Source organism: Allocoprobacillus halotolerans (assembly GCF_024399475.1).
Classification (GTDB): domain Bacteria; phylum Bacillota_I; class Bacilli_A; order Erysipelotrichales; family Coprobacillaceae; genus Allocoprobacillus; species Allocoprobacillus halotolerans.
Map to the genome: position 1 here is coordinate 646025 of NZ_CP101620.1, position 16602 is coordinate 662626.

Here is a 16602-nt window from a genome sequence, read left to right on the forward strand (position 1 = left end):
TTAATTAAACCAATAGCATGACTTTAAATCATTGTGTTTTATACGATATAAATAGTTTAGTAGAAATGTATGATGTCAATGAATTTCAAAAATATACATCTCATTATTTCAGTATTGGAAATGATAATAGTGATAGAGAATTGATTATGAAAACTCAAAAAGAGGCATTGAAGTGTGGCTTTTTAGATGCAAGATCCATTGGAACAAGTGAACCAGATGTGTGGTTTAATTTTACAACATGGATTGAAAAGGGTTGTCTAATAGAAGAAGAAAACAAAACCACTCCAAAAACAGGAAATATTGTAGTTATCAATATTCCTCAAAACAAAAAAGCATTTTTAATAGATATGAAAAAGGTTTTTTCATTGAATATTTCAACAAATATTCTCTTACAAAACATCAATTTATTACCATACATTATTGTTGAAAATATTCATATGAGTAAAGCTCAAAAACTGACCAATAAAACAAAATATCCTGAATGTTATTATTTTTATAAATAATTCCATTTTCATAATTGAAACACATGACCAGATAACAAACAAAGAAATTCTGTAATATAAAAATAAATGGTTAGAAAACTTTTATGAAAAGCAATGAAACAAGAGCATCAGTTTAATAATCAATACTATAAGAAATAAGCATATTATTTACTTTAAGCAAATAATATGCTATATTTATCTTGAAAAGAAAGTTTTTTAAACTTTTTTATAGAAATAAAAAGAAAAATGAAGAATTTTTGCGTATATATATAATAGAAGGGTATTTTAATCCTGTTTATCATTCCTTAAATATGGAAAGTTTTGAAACTATAAAAATCTTAGAGAAGGAGTGATTAACTATGAATCAACAGTATTTGGAGATACTGGAAATACTTAGACCTATTGACAATGAGTTCATGAAAGTTCTATTCAAGAATCAAAATTGTGTTGAACTTCTTGTCAAAACAATCTTTGGTGATGATGTTTCCTTAATGAAGTTTGAAACTGAAGATGAACGTAAGAATCTTCAGGGCAGGTCCATAGGGATGGATATTGTCGTTACGCTTAGTGATGGTAGGATTATCGACATTGAAATGGAAAGAAGCACAGAAAACGCTACGCCATTAAGAGCGAGGTATCATGCAAGCATATTAGATTGTAGTGAATCATTTGCAGGTGAAGAATGGAATCAGATTGAAGAAATGTATGTTATCTTCATATGTGAAAAGGACGTATTTAATACGAAACAACTTGTTAATCCTATTGAAAGATATATGGTGAATGGTGATTTGTTTAATGATAAGTTACATATCATCTATTTAAATGCGAGTATACAGGATGAAAGTCCATTAGGGTTGTTGATGCATGACTTGATGTGCAGTGATCCAAGTCAAATGTATTATGAAGTCTTGAGAACAAGAGTCAGTTATTTTAAAAAATCAGAAAGGGGAAGTTAAAAATGTGTAAAAAACTAAGAGAGCTTGTAGAAGAAGAAAGAAAAGAAGCAAAACAAGAAGGTGTAAAGATTGGGGAAGAACGTGGAGAGAAACGTGGTATATTAAAAGGTAAAATTGAAACTCTTATGAAAATCTTAATTAAGAGATTTGCGAATGAAAATCTTGAATGGGTCAAAGAATGCAATGAAGAGCAGATAGAAAAGATTGAAAAGAATATTTTTAAAGAAATTAGTTATAAAGATTTTTACCAATTAGTCCATTCATAATCATCAGAGATACTTTTGTATCTCTGATTTATTGAATTGTTATCATATAAAAAAACAATATATATGTAGAGCTAATTATTACCAATTATATTATTCTTTATTTCAAATAAATCATTTATTTTTAACATACAACCACAATCTTTTTATGATATTTTTATAACATGAAAGGATTGTTTTTATTATGTTTAAAAATATAAATCATAAATTTTAATAAAATGAGTGCTACTCGATATATTTCATATATAAAAACAGCCACTATTATAGCGACTGTTCATTTTTATTCTTCAATTCATTGAGTAATTCAATGGTATGAGGTAACCATTGTCCAATTGTTGGAATCATAATCACAATTTCATTTTTTACATATTTTAACTGTGGTTTTTCAAATAAACGATTAACAAGTTCAAAAAGCCAATCACCTGCAATATGATTAGAGAATTGCTGTGTCAACAGGATTTCAACATTGCCACCGACATCTTTGACCTCATCAATAAATGGTTCAGTACATAAGATTTCATATTGACGTTTTAATACAATATTGGCTACCTCTCTTGGCAATTTTCCATATAAATCTTGAAGTTCTTTTTCAATAGACTGAAGTTGTGTTAAATGTTGAGCCTTATAAATACGTTGATATAAATTTAATTTTGCCATATCATTTTCCACATAATTTTCTGGAATATAGCCATCCACAGGTACATTTTGTACAGGAACTTCTTGTTCTTCTTTTTTATTCCCTGTTTTTTCATCAATCGCTTCTTGAAGAATCTTCATATACATATCAAAACCAACAGTATCAATAAATCCAGCCTGCTCACCACCAAGAATATCACCAGAACCACGAATAGATAAATCTCTCATGGCAATCTTATATCCACTTCCTAGCTGAGCAAACTCTTTAATGGCTTTTAAACGTTTCGTTGCTTCTTCATTCATTTGCTTGTTTTTAGCATACAGTAAATAAGCATAAGCCAAACGTTCGCTACGACCTACACGTCCTTTAATCTGATAAAGCTGTGATAAACCAAAGCGATCTGCATTTTCAATAATAATCGTATTAGCATTAGGAATATCAATTCCTGTTTCAATGATTGTTGTACAAACCAAAACATCATATTCTTTATCCACAAAAGATTGCATCACTTTTTCAAGTTCATCTTTACTCATGCGACCATGTCCAATTCCAATTTTAGCCTGGGGCACAAGTCTGGCAATTTCATTAGCCACACTTTCGATATTGGCTGTTTGATTATGTAAATAGAACACCTGCCCTTTTCTACCCAACTCTCTTTCAATCACTTGTTTAACAAGCTGAGGACTTTTTCCATGACATAAGTTTGAACTGGCAAACGATTAAGAGGTGGCGTTTCGATTTGCGATAAACCTCGAATCCCCATTAAAGACATCTGTAAAGTTCTTGGAATAGGTGTAGCCGTTAAAGTTAAAACATCAATTGTTTTTCTGATTTCTTTAATCTTTTCTTTTTGTTTGACACCAAAACGTTGTTCCTCATCAATACATAATAAACCTAAATCTTTAAACGTAACATCATTGGATAAAATACGATGTGTTCCTACTAATAAATCAATTTTTCCTTCTTTTAAATCAGCAAGAATTTGTTTTCTTTGTTTTGTAGAAGTAAAACGATTCAACAGAGCAATTGTGACTGGAAAGTTTTCAAAACGTTTTTCCATTGTATGATAATGTTGTGAAGATAAAATTGTTGTAGGACAAAGAAAAGCCACTTGTTTACCACCTAAAATAGCTTTAAAACAAGCACGTAAAGCCACTTCTGTTTTCCCAAAACCAACATCTCCACAAAGTAAACGATCCATTGGTCGTGGTGTTTCCATATCAGCTTTAATTTCTTTAACTGCTGCTTTTTGATCCGGTGTTAATTCATAACCAAAGCATTCTTCAAACTGTAATTGTAAAGTATCATCTTGAGGAAACGCAAAACCAGGTTGTTTCATTCTTTGAGCATAAATTTCGATTAAACGATCAGCTAAATCATCAACCTTATTTCTGACTCTTTGTTTTGTTTTTTGCCATTCGGTACTGTTTAAAGCATGAATTTTAGGCACTTTTCCATCTCTGGAAGCATATTTTCTCACAAGTTTAAAATTTTCTACTGGAATATACAATGTATCATTCCCTTTATAGGCAATATACAAATAATCCTTCTTCGCACCTCTGACTTCTAATGTCTTGATTCCCATATATTGTCCAATCCCATTGACATCATGAACAACATAATCACCAATATTTAATTCTGTATAATCATTAATAACTTTCGCATCTTTATATTTAATATAACCTTTTTTCTTTTGATGATTGACTTTAAATAATTCTTTTTCCGTCATTAAAATAACATGTTCATCACAAAAATCAATACCTGTAGAAAGGTTCCCCATATAAATATTAATTTCTGGATAGATATGATCATCATTTCCTATCAAAGTATACGTTAAATGATGCTTGTCTAACAAATCCGTCATCATTTGAATCTGATGATTATTTTCTAAACACATTAAAATCGTATTTTGAATTAAATAATCCTTAATCTGTTGAATTAACTGTGTTTCATTAAGTAATGATAATTGAACTTCTCTCGTAAGGAATGTAATTTGTTTTTCATTTGTTTTAAAATCTACAAAATCAATATCAGATTTTTTTAATAAAGGTTGTAATTCATGATATAAAGATAAACCTTTCACCATTTTCCCCATACTTTGAAGTTCATGTGTATAATAGAAAGTTTCTTCAACATATTGGTTATAAACTGTTTTGATTTTCTCTTGGCTCGATGTCACAATCAAAACATCATCAAAATAAGAACGTAACGTTGTTGAAGATGCAAACAATCCCATATATTGGTATAGACGTGACGAAGCTTGGTGGTTTTTGATTGACTCAATATCAATAGATATTTCTTCATCAAGTTCATCCTGATATTCATCACATTTTGTCTTATCTTTTAAGTCCTCAATTTGTGAAATAACACCTTCTATATCCTGATTATCAAAAAGTAAATCCGTCGCTGGTAAAATCGTTACTTCTTGGACATTTTCTAATGAACGTTGAGTATTTTTATCAAAGAAACGTAAACTTTCTATTTCATCATCAAAGAATTCAATACGAATCGGACTATCATATTGAATGGAATAAACATCAATCACACCACCACGTTTTGAATAATAGAAAGGTTCATCGACACGTTGAATCATCTGATAACCACTATACATTAATTTTTCTCTTAAAATCAATGGATCAATCGTCATCCCTACTTTTAAATGTAAAGTATATTCTTCAAATAATTGAGGATGAGGTAAATAACGCAAATAACTTTGGGTATGACAAATCACCACAAGGGGTTGATGTGTCAAGATTTGTGATAATGCGAAAATACGTTCACCTATCAATTCTTGTGAAGAGGCCAATGCCTCAACACGTAAGGATTCATCACATGGAAAGAAAACAACTTTTTGTTTTAATAAAGGATGCAGTTCCTGATATAAAAGCTGTGCCTGATATAAACTGTCTTTAATAACCAGCATTGTTTTGGGATTAGCGAAAAAAGCACTAGCAATAAGCATCGCTTCATCGCTAGCGTGAGATACAACAATCTCGCCTTTTCCTTTTCTCATCGCAAGATATGCTGGATTATTTTTTAAAACTTGAATAATCTTCTTCATATCTATTCATCTCCTAATTAAAGGTATTCATAGCTGTGATAAAATCTTTATCAAGAATCGTTTGAACAGCTTTTCTAGCATTAACTATACCTTCTTCAATCAATGGTTGCTGTTCCTTAGTAAAACGTCCTAAGACATAATCAACCACTGGAATTTGAGCATGTTTATCAATCCCTACACGAATACGTTTAAAGTTTTGTGTGCCTACATGTTGAATAATACTTTTCATTCCGTTGTGTCCACCAGCACTACCACTTTGTCTTAAACGTAACTTTCCTGTTGGCATGTCCATATCATCATAAATAACTATCAAATCTTCTACATTTATTTTAAAGAAATTCATTACTTGGATCACTGATTCACCTGAATTATTCATATATGTGAGAGGTTTTAAAAAGATAACATCTTCACCCTGATATTTCCATTTCACATATTCACCTTTGAATTTCTTGTTGTTGATAGACACATGAAATTCATCAGCTAAAGCATCCAACACCATAAATCCCACATTATGTCTTGTGCGTTCATATTCTTTTCCTGGATTTCCCAATCCTACAATTAATTTCATATACAACTCCTATCTTACTAATATCGCACAACAAACACCATTAACATCTAACTTATGATCTAAGATTTTTCCTTTTTCACTATGATATAAAAGTGTAAAGCCATCTTCTACATCAACCGGAATAGTTTCTAAAGACGCATTAAAATAAATCACAAAATCTTTATATTCGCCTTCACTTTGATGTAATGAATATTTAATCATACGATGATTAATATTTTCAGTTTTGACATTTTTACGTATCATATCATAATTTCCATATCTAAAACAAGGATTATTTTTTCTTAAATGAATTAAAAACTGAATAAACTGTGTTGTATCAATTTCCATATCCTTACGATTCCAATCTAAGGCATTAACCTGATCACCAGCATTGTAAGTATTAGAAAGACCACCTTTGGTTCTAAAGAATTCCTGTCCACTATGTAAGAAAGGAACACCTTGTGATAAAATAACTGCTGCCATCATCAAACGGGCGCGTCTTTTTCTTATTTTTTCGGTCTCATCATAATTAGAAATCTGTAATTTATCATAACAAGTCGCATTATCATGGCATTCAACATAGTTAATAGATTGAGTAATTTTTGCAAACATATCTAAGTTACAAATTGCTCTCATCGCATCATTTGTCTTATACGTATCACCTGAAAAATATCCTTTTGTTTCCATCTGATTTGTTCCTCTTAATGTATCTCTAAAGAAATCATTAAAGAAACCAATATGTGGTGTTTTAAAATTATTTTGAATCGTTGTACGCATACTTTCATCTAATGCTGTTGACATATTCCAGCCTTCACCATAAACCACAAATGAAGGATCCAATGCCTTTCCTTGAGCATCAACCAATTTCATCGTTTCCTGATCAATAATACCCATTAAATCAAAACGGAATCCATCAATTCCATATAAAACCTGCCAACGTTTACACATATCTAAAATATATTTACGACACATTAAAGCCGTTGTATTTAAATCGTTGCCACACCATGAACCATTGGATAAGCTTCCATCCTTATTTCTTCTAAAGAAATAATGAGGAACAGTCTTTTCTAAAGCATTTATATTCACATCATGCATATGATTAAAAACCACATCCATCACAACACGAATACCACGTGAGTGTAAGGCTTCAATCATACGTTGTGCTTCTGTAATACGCATATATCCATCATCTGGATCAGTCACATAACTTCCCTCAGTTACATTATATGCCAAAGGATCATAACCCCAGTTATATAATTCTAAAGGATTTTTTCATCTACTGTCGCAAAATCAGCAATCGGCATAAGTTGTAAATGTGTGATACCAAGACATGACAAATAATCTAAACCTGTTGGATTGCCACTATCTGTAGATGTATTTAACTCTGTAAAAGCAAGAAACTTCCCTTTATTTTTCATTCCACTCGTTGATGACATAGAAAAATCTCTTACACTTGTTTCATAAATAATCATATCCGTCATTTTTTCTAATGGTGGTAGTTGATGTTTATGACAAGGCACATTATTTAAATCAATAATAATGCTAGCACGTCCATTAGCAGATGAAGAATAAGAATATGGATCCAAACTCACATCATAATGATCTGTATGTCGAATTAAATAAACATATTGTTGTAATTCTAAATCCTCATGAACTTCAACACTATATACACCTTTCTTTGTTCTTTTCATTGGAAAAAGTTCTGTTTCCCCATTCCATTTTATAACTTTTAAAATGACATCTGTTGCAAGTGGTGCCCAAACTTTAAATGTTGTTTTTTCTTTTGTATAATGATTTCCTAAATCATCTTTATCATAAAAATATAACTCATCAAATTTATCACACATCGAAAGTTTCGAAAAATCAAGATAACAGCTTAATCCATAAGCATCCACAATCTTATAAACTTTCCCCATTGTAAAATTGGTATGAAAAACATATTCTTGAAACCCATTATTTCCATTATTATTCAATGAATCTCCATTTAAAGGAATCAATTCATCATTTTCAATATTTTTAATATAAAACTGACTGCTAATTCCATTATAATAACCTTTAGATAAATAGACTCTAATTTCATTAAATGTCACAGCATAAGCCTTCATTCTTACTGCATTTTCTTCCATACTGTTTTCCTTTCTTTATTTATAATATATGTCATATAACCATTCCAAGTATACCATAAAAAGGCACAAAAAACTATCAAAGAATGTAACCCCTTTACTTTTCGTTTTGACTCTTTTTATATTTTATTTAATCATATATAAATATCATCTTAATGATTAAGTATGTTATATTTTATAAATTCTTTCAATAACAAGTCTTGAATAATTTATCAATGAAAATAAAAGAAAAGCTGAACGAATATACTTTTTCAAAAGCACTTCGTTACAGCTCTTTATTTTTCATCTTTTATTCCATCAATCATTTTCATAGCTTTCATAGCTTCTCTAGCTTTATAGAAAGCCTGTGCAATATTTAATCCATGATCTCCGATTCTTTCAAAATCTGTTAAGATTTTGGTATAGACAACGCTATTCTCTGCTGTACATCTCTTCTCTTTTAATCTGACTAGCTGATTCACTGAGAACTGATGGTGTGTCTTGTCAATGTTTTCTTCTATCACATCAACTTTATCAACAATACCACTGAATTCATCATAGTTCATGATCTTCAATTCGTCTAGGATGTTTACACATAGACTGCTCATGATTCCGATTTCATCCATCGCCTCATGTGAGAATTGCTTATCCTCTTTATAGAGCAATTCTGCACGATTGGCTATGTTTATCGCATGATCCCCGATTCTTTCAATATCCGCTGCCACCTTTAAGAACAGTCCTATTGGCTGTGCCCCTTCTACTGGAAACTCTGTTGAAATGGCACTTGTCGTAAATTCTACGATGTTTTTATTGAGATAGTTGATATATTCCTCATTCTTTTGTAGTTTTTCATATTTATCTTCCCTGAACTCTATCAACAGTTCAAATGATTTTCTGACATTATCAATCGCTACATCCAACATATTTTGTGTTTCATTGAATAATTGTGTATTCGCTATTGCACTTGTTCCAATATGATAATCATTTGTGAAGATATTAAAGTCCAAATATTTTAACTGCATCTTTCCTTCCAGTTCTGGTTTCTCTGGTAATATCAGATAAGAAAGATTGACTAGTTTTTCACCAATTGGCAATAAGATAATTGTTGTGACAACATTAAAGACTGTATGTACATTGGCAATCTGTGCAACGACATTAGTTGGTGTCAATGATGCCATAAACGCTGCAAATGGTGTCACCATACTAATAATCACAAAGATAATTGTTCCTATGATATTGAATGACAAATGAATCACTGTTGTTCGTTTGGCATTGCGGTTGGCTCCTATCGATGCCAAGACTGATGTGACACATGTTCCAATGTTCTGTCCAAACAATACATAAATGGCTGATGGTAAAGTCACGACTCCACTCATCGCTAATGCCTGTAAGATACCCACTGATGCAGATGATGACTGAATGATAGCTGTAAAGACAGCACCTACAAGAATTCCTATCAATGGATTTTCAAAGTTGGATACAATGTTTGCAAACTCAGCTGATTCACGTAATGGAACCATGGCTGTGGACATCATTTCCATCCCCATGAATAAAATCCCTAGACCTGCAATGATTTCACCAAAGGCATCAAGTTTCTTGCTTTTAAAGAAAGCAATCAAGACAACCCCAGCAAAAGCAATAACTGGTGCTAATGCTGTAATATCCAAAGCAATCAGCTGACCTGTAATGGTTGTTCCAATATTGGCACCCATAATCACCCATACAGCATTTTTAAGTTGCATAAGACCAGCATTGACAAAACCTACTGCCATGACTGTTGTAGCTGATGATGATTGCATGATTGCTGTTGTTAATGCTCCTACAAGTGTTCCTAAAAAACGATTTGTTGTCAATTTTTCCAAAATTGATTTCATCTTATTCCCGGCAGCCAGCTCCAGACCATTTGACATCATTGTCATCCCATAAAGGAATAGAGCTAACCCTCCAAGCATTGAGAATAAATTTGTTAGTTCCATCTCTTCCTCCTATTTATACACAAATAAAACTTAACATAATATTAACACAATGTAAACATGATTTTAACAAAAAAATCTTGATTCTATCAGCTTTAGACAGAAAATGTATAAAAATATTTCGTTATGACATACTCTTTATCAATATCTATATTTCCACTGTTGATTATGCTATAATATTGAAAAGAATAAATATTGGGGGTAGCAAATGAATCTTATACTCAGTGATTGTCCCCTTTGCCTTGAATTAGCACCACAAGATACATTGATTGACTTATTTTCATTGAACATCCATCATTGTGTGGGATGCTTTCAATACTGGGTTAAAACACCAGGAAAATGTGTGATATGTGATGATGCTGTTCATGTTTATCCTTGCATTGCCAAGAATCAGCATCTTATCATTGTCAGTCAAATGAAATTTGGTAGTTTTAATACAATTATGAAAACAATGTTAGAAAGAACACTACCAATACAACAACCTTTTATTCGTTTGCATCGTCGTGAAACCCATCATGTTTTAAGAGATGTCAAAAACAAAAAAGCAACACTAATCATCTATGGAACATATGATGAAGAAGAAAAACAAATCTTTAGAAAGCTTATTCAACGCAATGAGTATAATATGAATTTTGATTCATCACAAATTCTCTTTGTTGAAACTTCTCAACTTTCTGAAACAATTGCAAACAATATGCTAAAATTTTTCAAAATTATGTGCATAGTGATATCATAAAAATTCAAACAAATAATCATAATCAAATTCTTCAACAAATATCTCAACATCAAGATGTCATACTTGCTTTCCCATTATATGTTGATTCATTGCCTGTGACATTACTAGATTTTTTAAAATCATGGCAAAAACATCCTCCAAGACATCAACCAGTGATTTCTTGTCTTGTAAATTGTGGATTTATTGTACTCCATCAAATGAATGTCGCTGTAGAGATGATTCAATTATTTTGTAAACAAAAACAGTTATCTTTTGGCTCAGTTTTAAAAATTGGTAGTGGTGAAGCCATTTTAACAACACCTTTTCGTGGTCTTGTAGAAAAAAGATTGCACGCTTTGCAAAAGCTATTAAAAATCATAAACATCAGACTTTACAAGTGACAATGCCCCTACCAAAAAGAATTTATGTGAAAGCCTCAACTGGTTATTGGATTCGTTATGGAGAAAAATATCATACTTCAAAAAAGGATATGGAAACAATGGAAATTGAAAAAGCTGATTGATTTCAATCAGTAAAAAAGGTTGACAGTAATGCCAATCCTTTTCATTTATCTATTTATTTTCTAACCAGTCTTTACAAATATCTACTCATTCTATCATATGTGAATATTCAACTAATTCTTCTAAAGATAAATCTATCGCACTGTGCCCATTTCCAGCAGCTGGATAAATACGCTCAAAACGCTTTAATGAAATATCCAAATACACAGGAATATCATTATGAATGGCAAATGGACAAACACCTCCTGGAGCATGTCCAATATAATCTTCAACTTGTCCAACTGGTATCATTTTCGCTTTTTGATGAAAAGTATTTTTTATACTTTTTATTATCCACTTTTGCATCTCCAGCCATAACCACTAACAATGGTTTGTCAAATACTAAAAAAGACATTGTTTTGGCAATCTGTTTCACTAGACTCTTCAAGCTTAATAATACGTTCTTGTAGACCAAAACTCTTAAAATAGGCTTCTACTTTTTCAATTGCCATTTTGATTCCTCCCACTTTTCTACAAGTCTATACTGAAATAACCACGTTCTATGTAAAAACCAGTGAACATTTCACTGGTTTCCTTTTTATCTTTTCACTCTATCTAATTTCCAAATATCTTCAACATATTCTTCAATTGTACGATCTGATGAGAAATATCCAGATTGTGCAATATTGACAAGACACATCTTAGACCATTTTGCACGATCACGATATAATTCATCTACTTTAGCTTGAGCTTTCAAATAAGATTCAAAATCAGCAAATAAGAAGTATTCATCATTACGATTCATTAATTCATCAAAAATCATTCTGAATTCTTCTCTTGATTCATGGAATGTTCCATCCACTAAAGAATCAACAACATTTTTAATACGTGGATCATTGTTATAATAATCCCAAGCATTATATTGTCCATTCCATCTTAATTCATTGATTTCATTATCTTTTAATCCAAAGATAATGACATTGTCATCACCAACACGTTCAGCAATTTCTACGTTAGCACCATCAAGTGTTCCAACAGTTACTGCTCCGTTCATCATGAATTTCATATTACCTGTACCACTTGCTTCTTTACCAGCAGTTGAAATCTGTTCAGAAACATCTGCCGCAGGCATAATCTTTTCAGCAATTGTGACACCATAGTTTTCAATAAATACAACTTTTAAATAAGCATTTGTATCAGGATCATTATTAACCATATCAGCTACACTATTAATTAATTTAATAACTTTTTTTGCAAAGTAGTAAGCTGGTGCAGCTTTTGCCCCAAAGATAAATGTTCTTGGATAAATCTTAAATTCAGGATTCCTCTTCATTTGTTGATATAAGTAAATAACATGCATGATATTTAATAATTGACGTTTATAAGCATGTAGTCTCTTCACTTGAATATCAAAAATACTATTGACATCAACTTGAATACCATTGTGTTGATAAATATAATCAGCTAAAACTTGTTTTCTTTGTTGTTTCACATTATAGAATTTTCCTTGGACAATAGAATCATCAACATAATTCATTAATTTTTCTAATTGTTCAGGATGTTTAATCCAATCATTTCCAATTGTTTCATTTAATAATGTAGTTAATTCTGGATTTGAATAAGCTAACCATCTACGATGTGTAATACCATTTGTTTTGTTGTTGAATTTTTCTGGATATAAGAAATAAAAATCTTTCATTTCCTGTTCCATTAAAATTTGTGTATGAAGTCTAGCAACCCCATTAACACTAAAGCTTCCAACAATCGCAAGATGAGCCATATGCACTTGACCATCTTTTAAAATCATAACACGATTTAATAAATCTTCATCGTTATCACTTAAATGTTTAACATAACCTATAAATCTTCTATTGATTTCTTCGATAATTTGATAAACCCTTGGAAGTAATGACTGCATTGTAGAAATAGGCCATTTTTCCAATGCTTCTGATAAAATAGTATGGTTTGTATAAGCACAAGTATGTGTTGTGATGTCCCATGCTTCATCCCAATCCATATCATATTCATCAATTAAAATTCTCATCAATTCAGGAATCACTAAAACAGGATGTGTATCATTTAACTGAATCACATTCTTTTCATGGAAATTCGCTAATGATGGATAAACTCTTAAATGATTTTTAATAATCGCACGTAACCCTGCTGAAACAAAGAAATATTGTTGTTTCAAACGTAAAGTACGTCCGGCAAGTGTTGAGTCATCAGGATATAAAGTCTGACAAATATCTCTGACTTCTTGTGCATATTGTCTAAAATCTTTATTAGATGGAATATTGTCACTTGGTTCAGAATGCCATAAACGAAGTGTATTGGTAACTGTTGTATCATTACCTACAATTGGCATATCATAAGGAACTGCTCTGACACATTCAGCATCAACATGATCCCATTTACCAGTTTCTTCATTCCATACAACATGTCCCCAGAATTTCACATCAACCGCATGTTTAGGTTTTCTAACTTCCCACATATTTCCTAATTTTAACCATTGATCAGGAACTTCTACTTGATATCCATTTTCTATTTTTTGTTTAAATAATCCATATTCATAACGAATTGTATTTCCAAATGCTGGATAAGAAAGTGAAGCTAATGAATCCATGAAACAAGCTGCAAGTCTTCCTAAACCACCATTTCCTAAACCTGCATCAGATTCTAATTCTTCTAAATCATGGATATTAATACCATAATCAGCTAATCCCTCTTTAGCAATTTCATAAATACCTAAATTCATTAAGTTGTTCACTAATAAACGTCCAATCAAAAACTCCATTGAAAAATAATGAACTTGTTTTTGATAGTTTGTTTTTGTCGCCATTTTTGTCATCGCCCAATTGACAGAAGCATAATCACGCACCATTCTTTCAAGTGTCATAAACTTTTCAGTAATGTGTGCTTCTTCAACTGTGCGTCCGTAAGATTCAATAATTCTTTTTGAAAACTCATATTTAAATTCTTCTTTTGTCTTAAACATCTTTCGTCTCCCTTAACTATTTCTTCTTCAATTCAAATATCATACTAGAAAATGGTGCAATGTCAACTAAAATTGAATTTTCTTTGTTTACAGCATGTATTTTTTGTGATTTAATAGCTCTTTTATTCGTAAAATTGCTTCCAGTATAATAATCAGTATCCGTATTAATAATTTCTTTATATGTTCCTGCAACTGGAACTGGTATACGATAACCATGATGCGTATTACCTACAAAGTTCATAACGCATACTAAAACTTCTCCATCTGGAGCATAACGTGCATAGGCAAATACACTTTGTTTCATATCATCAACAACTAACCATTCAAATCCCTCAGGATAGTAATCATATTGATATAAAGCTGGGTGATTTAGAATCAAATGATTTAAATCAGAGAAATATCTATGGAATGAATCATGTTGTGGATATTTCAATAAAACCCATCCTAAAGCTTTCTTTTCATCCCATTCTTTATATTCAGCAAGTTCATTACCCATGAAGTTTAATTTCTTACCAGGATGTGTCATCATATATAAATAAAGTGACTTACATTGTGCAAATTTTTGATCATTATTTCCCCACATTTTATCTAAAATTGTTCCTTTACTATGAACGACTTCATCATGTGAAAAAGGTAAAATATAGTTTTCACGATAGAAATACATCATTGAGAAAGTCAATTTATTATGAACATCAGGATATTGACGATAAACAGGGTCTTTTTTGAAATAAGCCAAAGTATCGTTCATCCATCCTAAATCCCATTTGTAGTCAAAACCAAGTCCACCAGATTGTGGTGCTGTTGTCACCATTGGATAATCTGTTGAATCTTCAGCAATCAACATCACACCAGGGAATAATCCATTCATGTGTGAATTCATACGTTTCATAAATTCAATAGCTCCATCGTTGATACCACGTTCTTTATTTCCTTTCCAGTAAATTAAATTACTAATTGCATCAAAACGAATACCATCAATATGGAAATAATTCGCCCAAAAATGAACAGAAGACATCAAGAAACTACGTACTTCTTCTCTACCCAAATCAAAGTAACAGCTATCCCATTCTGTATATCTTAAATTAATATCAGGATATTCATACACAAAACCACCATCAAACTGATGTAAACCATGTCCATCAGTCACAAAGTGGGCAGGTACAAAGTCCATAATAACCCCTATGTTATTTTTATGACAAGCATTGATAAAAGACATTAATTGTTTTGGATGCCCATAACGACTTGTCGCACTGAAATATCCAGTAGGCTGATAGCCCCATGAACCATCAAATGGGAACTCCGTCAAAGGCATTAATTCAATATGAGAATATCCATTTTCAACGACATAAGGAATGATTTGATCAATCATTTCTTCATAGCTATAATATTCTCCATCTTCTTCATCCGTAAAATCTTTTTTCATTTTCCATGAACCAATATTGGCTTCATAAATATTTAAAACTTTATCAAAGTTCTTTGTACGCTTATTTAACCAGCGTTTATCTGCCCATCTAAAACCATCAATCTTATAAACTTTAGATGCTGTACCTGGTCTTAGTTCACTAAAGAAGGCATATGGATCTGCACGATCCACCCATGAACCATTTGGTGTTTCAATACGATATTTATATGTATCGTATTGTTTTATTTTAGGAATAAATAAAGTATATATACCTCCATCTGTATATTTTTCCATATAGTGATCTTCTCCATTCCATTTGTTGAAGTCACCAACAACCTGCACACTTCTTGCATGAGGTGCATAAACAGTGAATCTTACACCTTTTTGCCCATCCATTTCTTCAAAATGTGCACCAAAAACTCTATACATCTCTAAACAGTTTCCTTCGTGGAAAAGTTGAATCAAAAAGTTATCTAATTGTGCCATAGTAAAACCCCTTTCATATTTTTTATTATACATGAAAACGCTTAAAAAAGCACTCTTTTTATTTATACCATGTCTTCATACCATGTTTTTATTCATAACACAATAAAAAAAGAAATACTTCAACTTTAACGTTGTTATATTTCTTTAATCGCTATTTTCTTCTTTTATAAATTCGATCACATCATTTGGTGTACAATCCAATGCATGACATAATTTTTCTAAAGTAAACGTAGAAATACCTTTACCATGTTTAATATTATGAATGATTCTTGGATTAATACCATGATGATGAATCAAAGCATATGTTGTTATTGATTTTTCTTTCATTGTCTTAAATAATGGTGCATAACTAATCATCATATCACTACCTTTATTTTATTATGCCCATTTCTTAAGAATATGAATATATTGAAAAATGTAACTATACAGACTTAAATAATGATTATTATTGCATAAACAAATATCTAAATCTTTTTTAGTACC

Annotated in this window: 13 protein-coding genes and 1 pseudogene; 5 read left to right on the top strand and 9 right to left on the bottom strand. The window is 31.2% G+C overall.

All coding sequences use genetic code 11. The annotated features are described in order from the left end of the window. The first annotated feature begins 65 nt into the window (after positions 1–65). The 3 genes from NMU03_RS04035 (at position 66) to NMU03_RS04045 (ending at position 1704) form a co-directional block, all read left to right on the top strand. On the top strand, positions 66–503 hold the full coding sequence (locus tag NMU03_RS04035; RefSeq protein WP_290141406.1) for a hypothetical protein: 438 nt from the start codon (positions 66–68) through the stop codon (positions 501–503). A 338-nt stretch (positions 504–841) separates the two neighbouring features. Continuing rightward, positions 842–1438, top strand: a complete 597-nt coding sequence (locus tag NMU03_RS04040) for a PD-(D/E)XK nuclease family transposase (RefSeq protein WP_290141407.1) — start codon at positions 842–844, stop codon at positions 1436–1438. Between the two features lie 2 nt (positions 1439–1440). Next, on the top strand, positions 1441–1704 hold the full coding sequence (locus NMU03_RS04045; protein WP_290141408.1) for a hypothetical protein: 264 nt from the start codon (positions 1441–1443) through the stop codon (positions 1702–1704). A gap of 258 nt (positions 1705–1962) precedes the next feature. Here NMU03_RS04045 and mfd read toward each other — a convergent pair. From mfd to NMU03_RS04075, 5 genes and pseudogenes are all read right to left on the bottom strand, one after another. Next, positions 1963–5399 (bottom strand): annotated as a pseudogene (gene mfd / locus NMU03_RS04055) (transcription-repair coupling factor). Positions 5400–5412: 13 nt separating this feature from the next. Then, positions 5413–5967, bottom strand: a complete 555-nt coding sequence (pth, locus tag NMU03_RS04060; protein ID WP_290141411.1) for an aminoacyl-tRNA hydrolase — start codon at positions 5965–5967, stop codon at positions 5413–5415. Positions 5968–5976: 9 nt separating this feature from the next. Then, positions 5977–7179, bottom strand: coding sequence for an alpha-amylase family glycosyl hydrolase (locus tag NMU03_RS04065; RefSeq protein ID WP_290141412.1), 1203 nt, complete (start codon positions 7177–7179; stop codon positions 5977–5979). 26 nt (positions 7180–7205) lie between these two features. After that, positions 7206–8072, bottom strand: coding sequence for a hypothetical protein (locus NMU03_RS04070; protein WP_290141413.1), 867 nt, complete (start codon positions 8070–8072; stop codon positions 7206–7208). A gap of 272 nt (positions 8073–8344) precedes the next feature. Then, positions 8345–10024, bottom strand: coding sequence for a Na/Pi cotransporter family protein (locus tag NMU03_RS04075; RefSeq protein ID WP_290141414.1), 1680 nt, complete (start codon positions 10022–10024; stop codon positions 8345–8347). Between the two features lie 205 nt (positions 10025–10229). On the opposite strand from NMU03_RS04075, the gene NMU03_RS04080 reads away from it, so the two are divergent. After that, the gene (locus tag NMU03_RS04080; RefSeq protein WP_290141415.1) at positions 10230–10757 is read left to right on the top strand and encodes a flavodoxin family protein; all 528 of its coding nucleotides are present in this window, start codon (positions 10230–10232) and stop codon (positions 10755–10757) included. Beyond that, the gene (locus NMU03_RS04085; protein WP_290141416.1) at positions 10739–11137 is read left to right on the top strand and encodes a hypothetical protein; all 399 of its coding nucleotides are present in this window, start codon (positions 10739–10741) and stop codon (positions 11135–11137) included. The genes NMU03_RS04080 and NMU03_RS04085 overlap by 19 nt, the downstream gene beginning before the upstream one ends. A 207-nt stretch (positions 11138–11344) precedes the next feature. On the opposite strand, the gene NMU03_RS17555 is transcribed toward NMU03_RS04085, so the two are convergent. The 4 genes from NMU03_RS17555 to NMU03_RS04105 form a co-directional block, all read right to left on the bottom strand. After that, complete coding sequence (locus NMU03_RS17555; RefSeq protein ID WP_353956655.1) at positions 11345–11602, bottom strand: YbaK/EbsC family protein; 258 nt, start codon at positions 11600–11602, stop codon at positions 11345–11347. Between the two features lie 232 nt (positions 11603–11834). Next, positions 11835–14231, bottom strand: a complete 2397-nt coding sequence (locus NMU03_RS04095; RefSeq protein WP_290141417.1) for a glycogen/starch/alpha-glucan phosphorylase — start codon at positions 14229–14231, stop codon at positions 11835–11837. Between the two features lie 16 nt (positions 14232–14247). Beyond that, positions 14248–16119, bottom strand: coding sequence for a 1,4-alpha-glucan branching protein GlgB (gene glgB / locus NMU03_RS04100; RefSeq protein ID WP_290141418.1), 1872 nt, complete (start codon positions 16117–16119; stop codon positions 14248–14250). A gap of 144 nt (positions 16120–16263) precedes the next feature. Beyond that, on the bottom strand, positions 16264–16476 hold the full coding sequence (locus NMU03_RS04105; protein WP_290141419.1) for a helix-turn-helix domain-containing protein: 213 nt from the start codon (positions 16474–16476) through the stop codon (positions 16264–16266). Positions 16477–16602 lie beyond the last annotated feature (126 nt).

Bases quoted from the DNA above. Each gene is read 5' to 3' on its own strand.
- NMU03_RS04075 (WP_290141414.1), bottom strand. From the start codon at position 10,024: ATGGAACTAACAAATTTATTCTCAATGCTTGGAGGGTTAGCTCTATTC.
- NMU03_RS04095 (WP_290141417.1), bottom strand. From the start codon at position 14,231: ATGTTTAAGACAAAAGAAGAATTTAAATATGAGTTTTCAAAAAGAATT.
- NMU03_RS04045 (WP_290141408.1), top strand. From the start codon at position 1,441: ATGTGTAAAAAACTAAGAGAGCTTGTAGAAGAAGAAAGAAAAGAAGCA.
- NMU03_RS17555 (WP_353956655.1), bottom strand. From the start codon at position 11,602: ATGCAAAAGTGGATAATAAAAAGTATAAAAAATACTTTTCATCAAAAA.
- NMU03_RS04070 (WP_290141413.1), bottom strand. From the start codon at position 8,072: ATGGAAGAAAATGCAGTAAGAATGAAGGCTTATGCTGTGACATTTAAT.
- glgB (WP_290141418.1), bottom strand. From the start codon at position 16,119: ATGGCACAATTAGATAACTTTTTGATTCAACTTTTCCACGAAGGAAAC.
- NMU03_RS04080 (WP_290141415.1), top strand. From the start codon at position 10,230: ATGAATCTTATACTCAGTGATTGTCCCCTTTGCCTTGAATTAGCACCA.
- pth (WP_290141411.1), bottom strand. From the start codon at position 5,967: ATGAAATTAATTGTAGGATTGGGAAATCCAGGAAAAGAATATGAACGC.
- NMU03_RS04035 (WP_290141406.1), top strand. From the start codon at position 66: ATGTATGATGTCAATGAATTTCAAAAATATACATCTCATTATTTCAGT.
- NMU03_RS04105 (WP_290141419.1), bottom strand. From the start codon at position 16,476: ATGATTAGTTATGCACCATTATTTAAGACAATGAAAGAAAAATCAATA.
- NMU03_RS04040 (WP_290141407.1), top strand. From the start codon at position 842: ATGAATCAACAGTATTTGGAGATACTGGAAATACTTAGACCTATTGAC.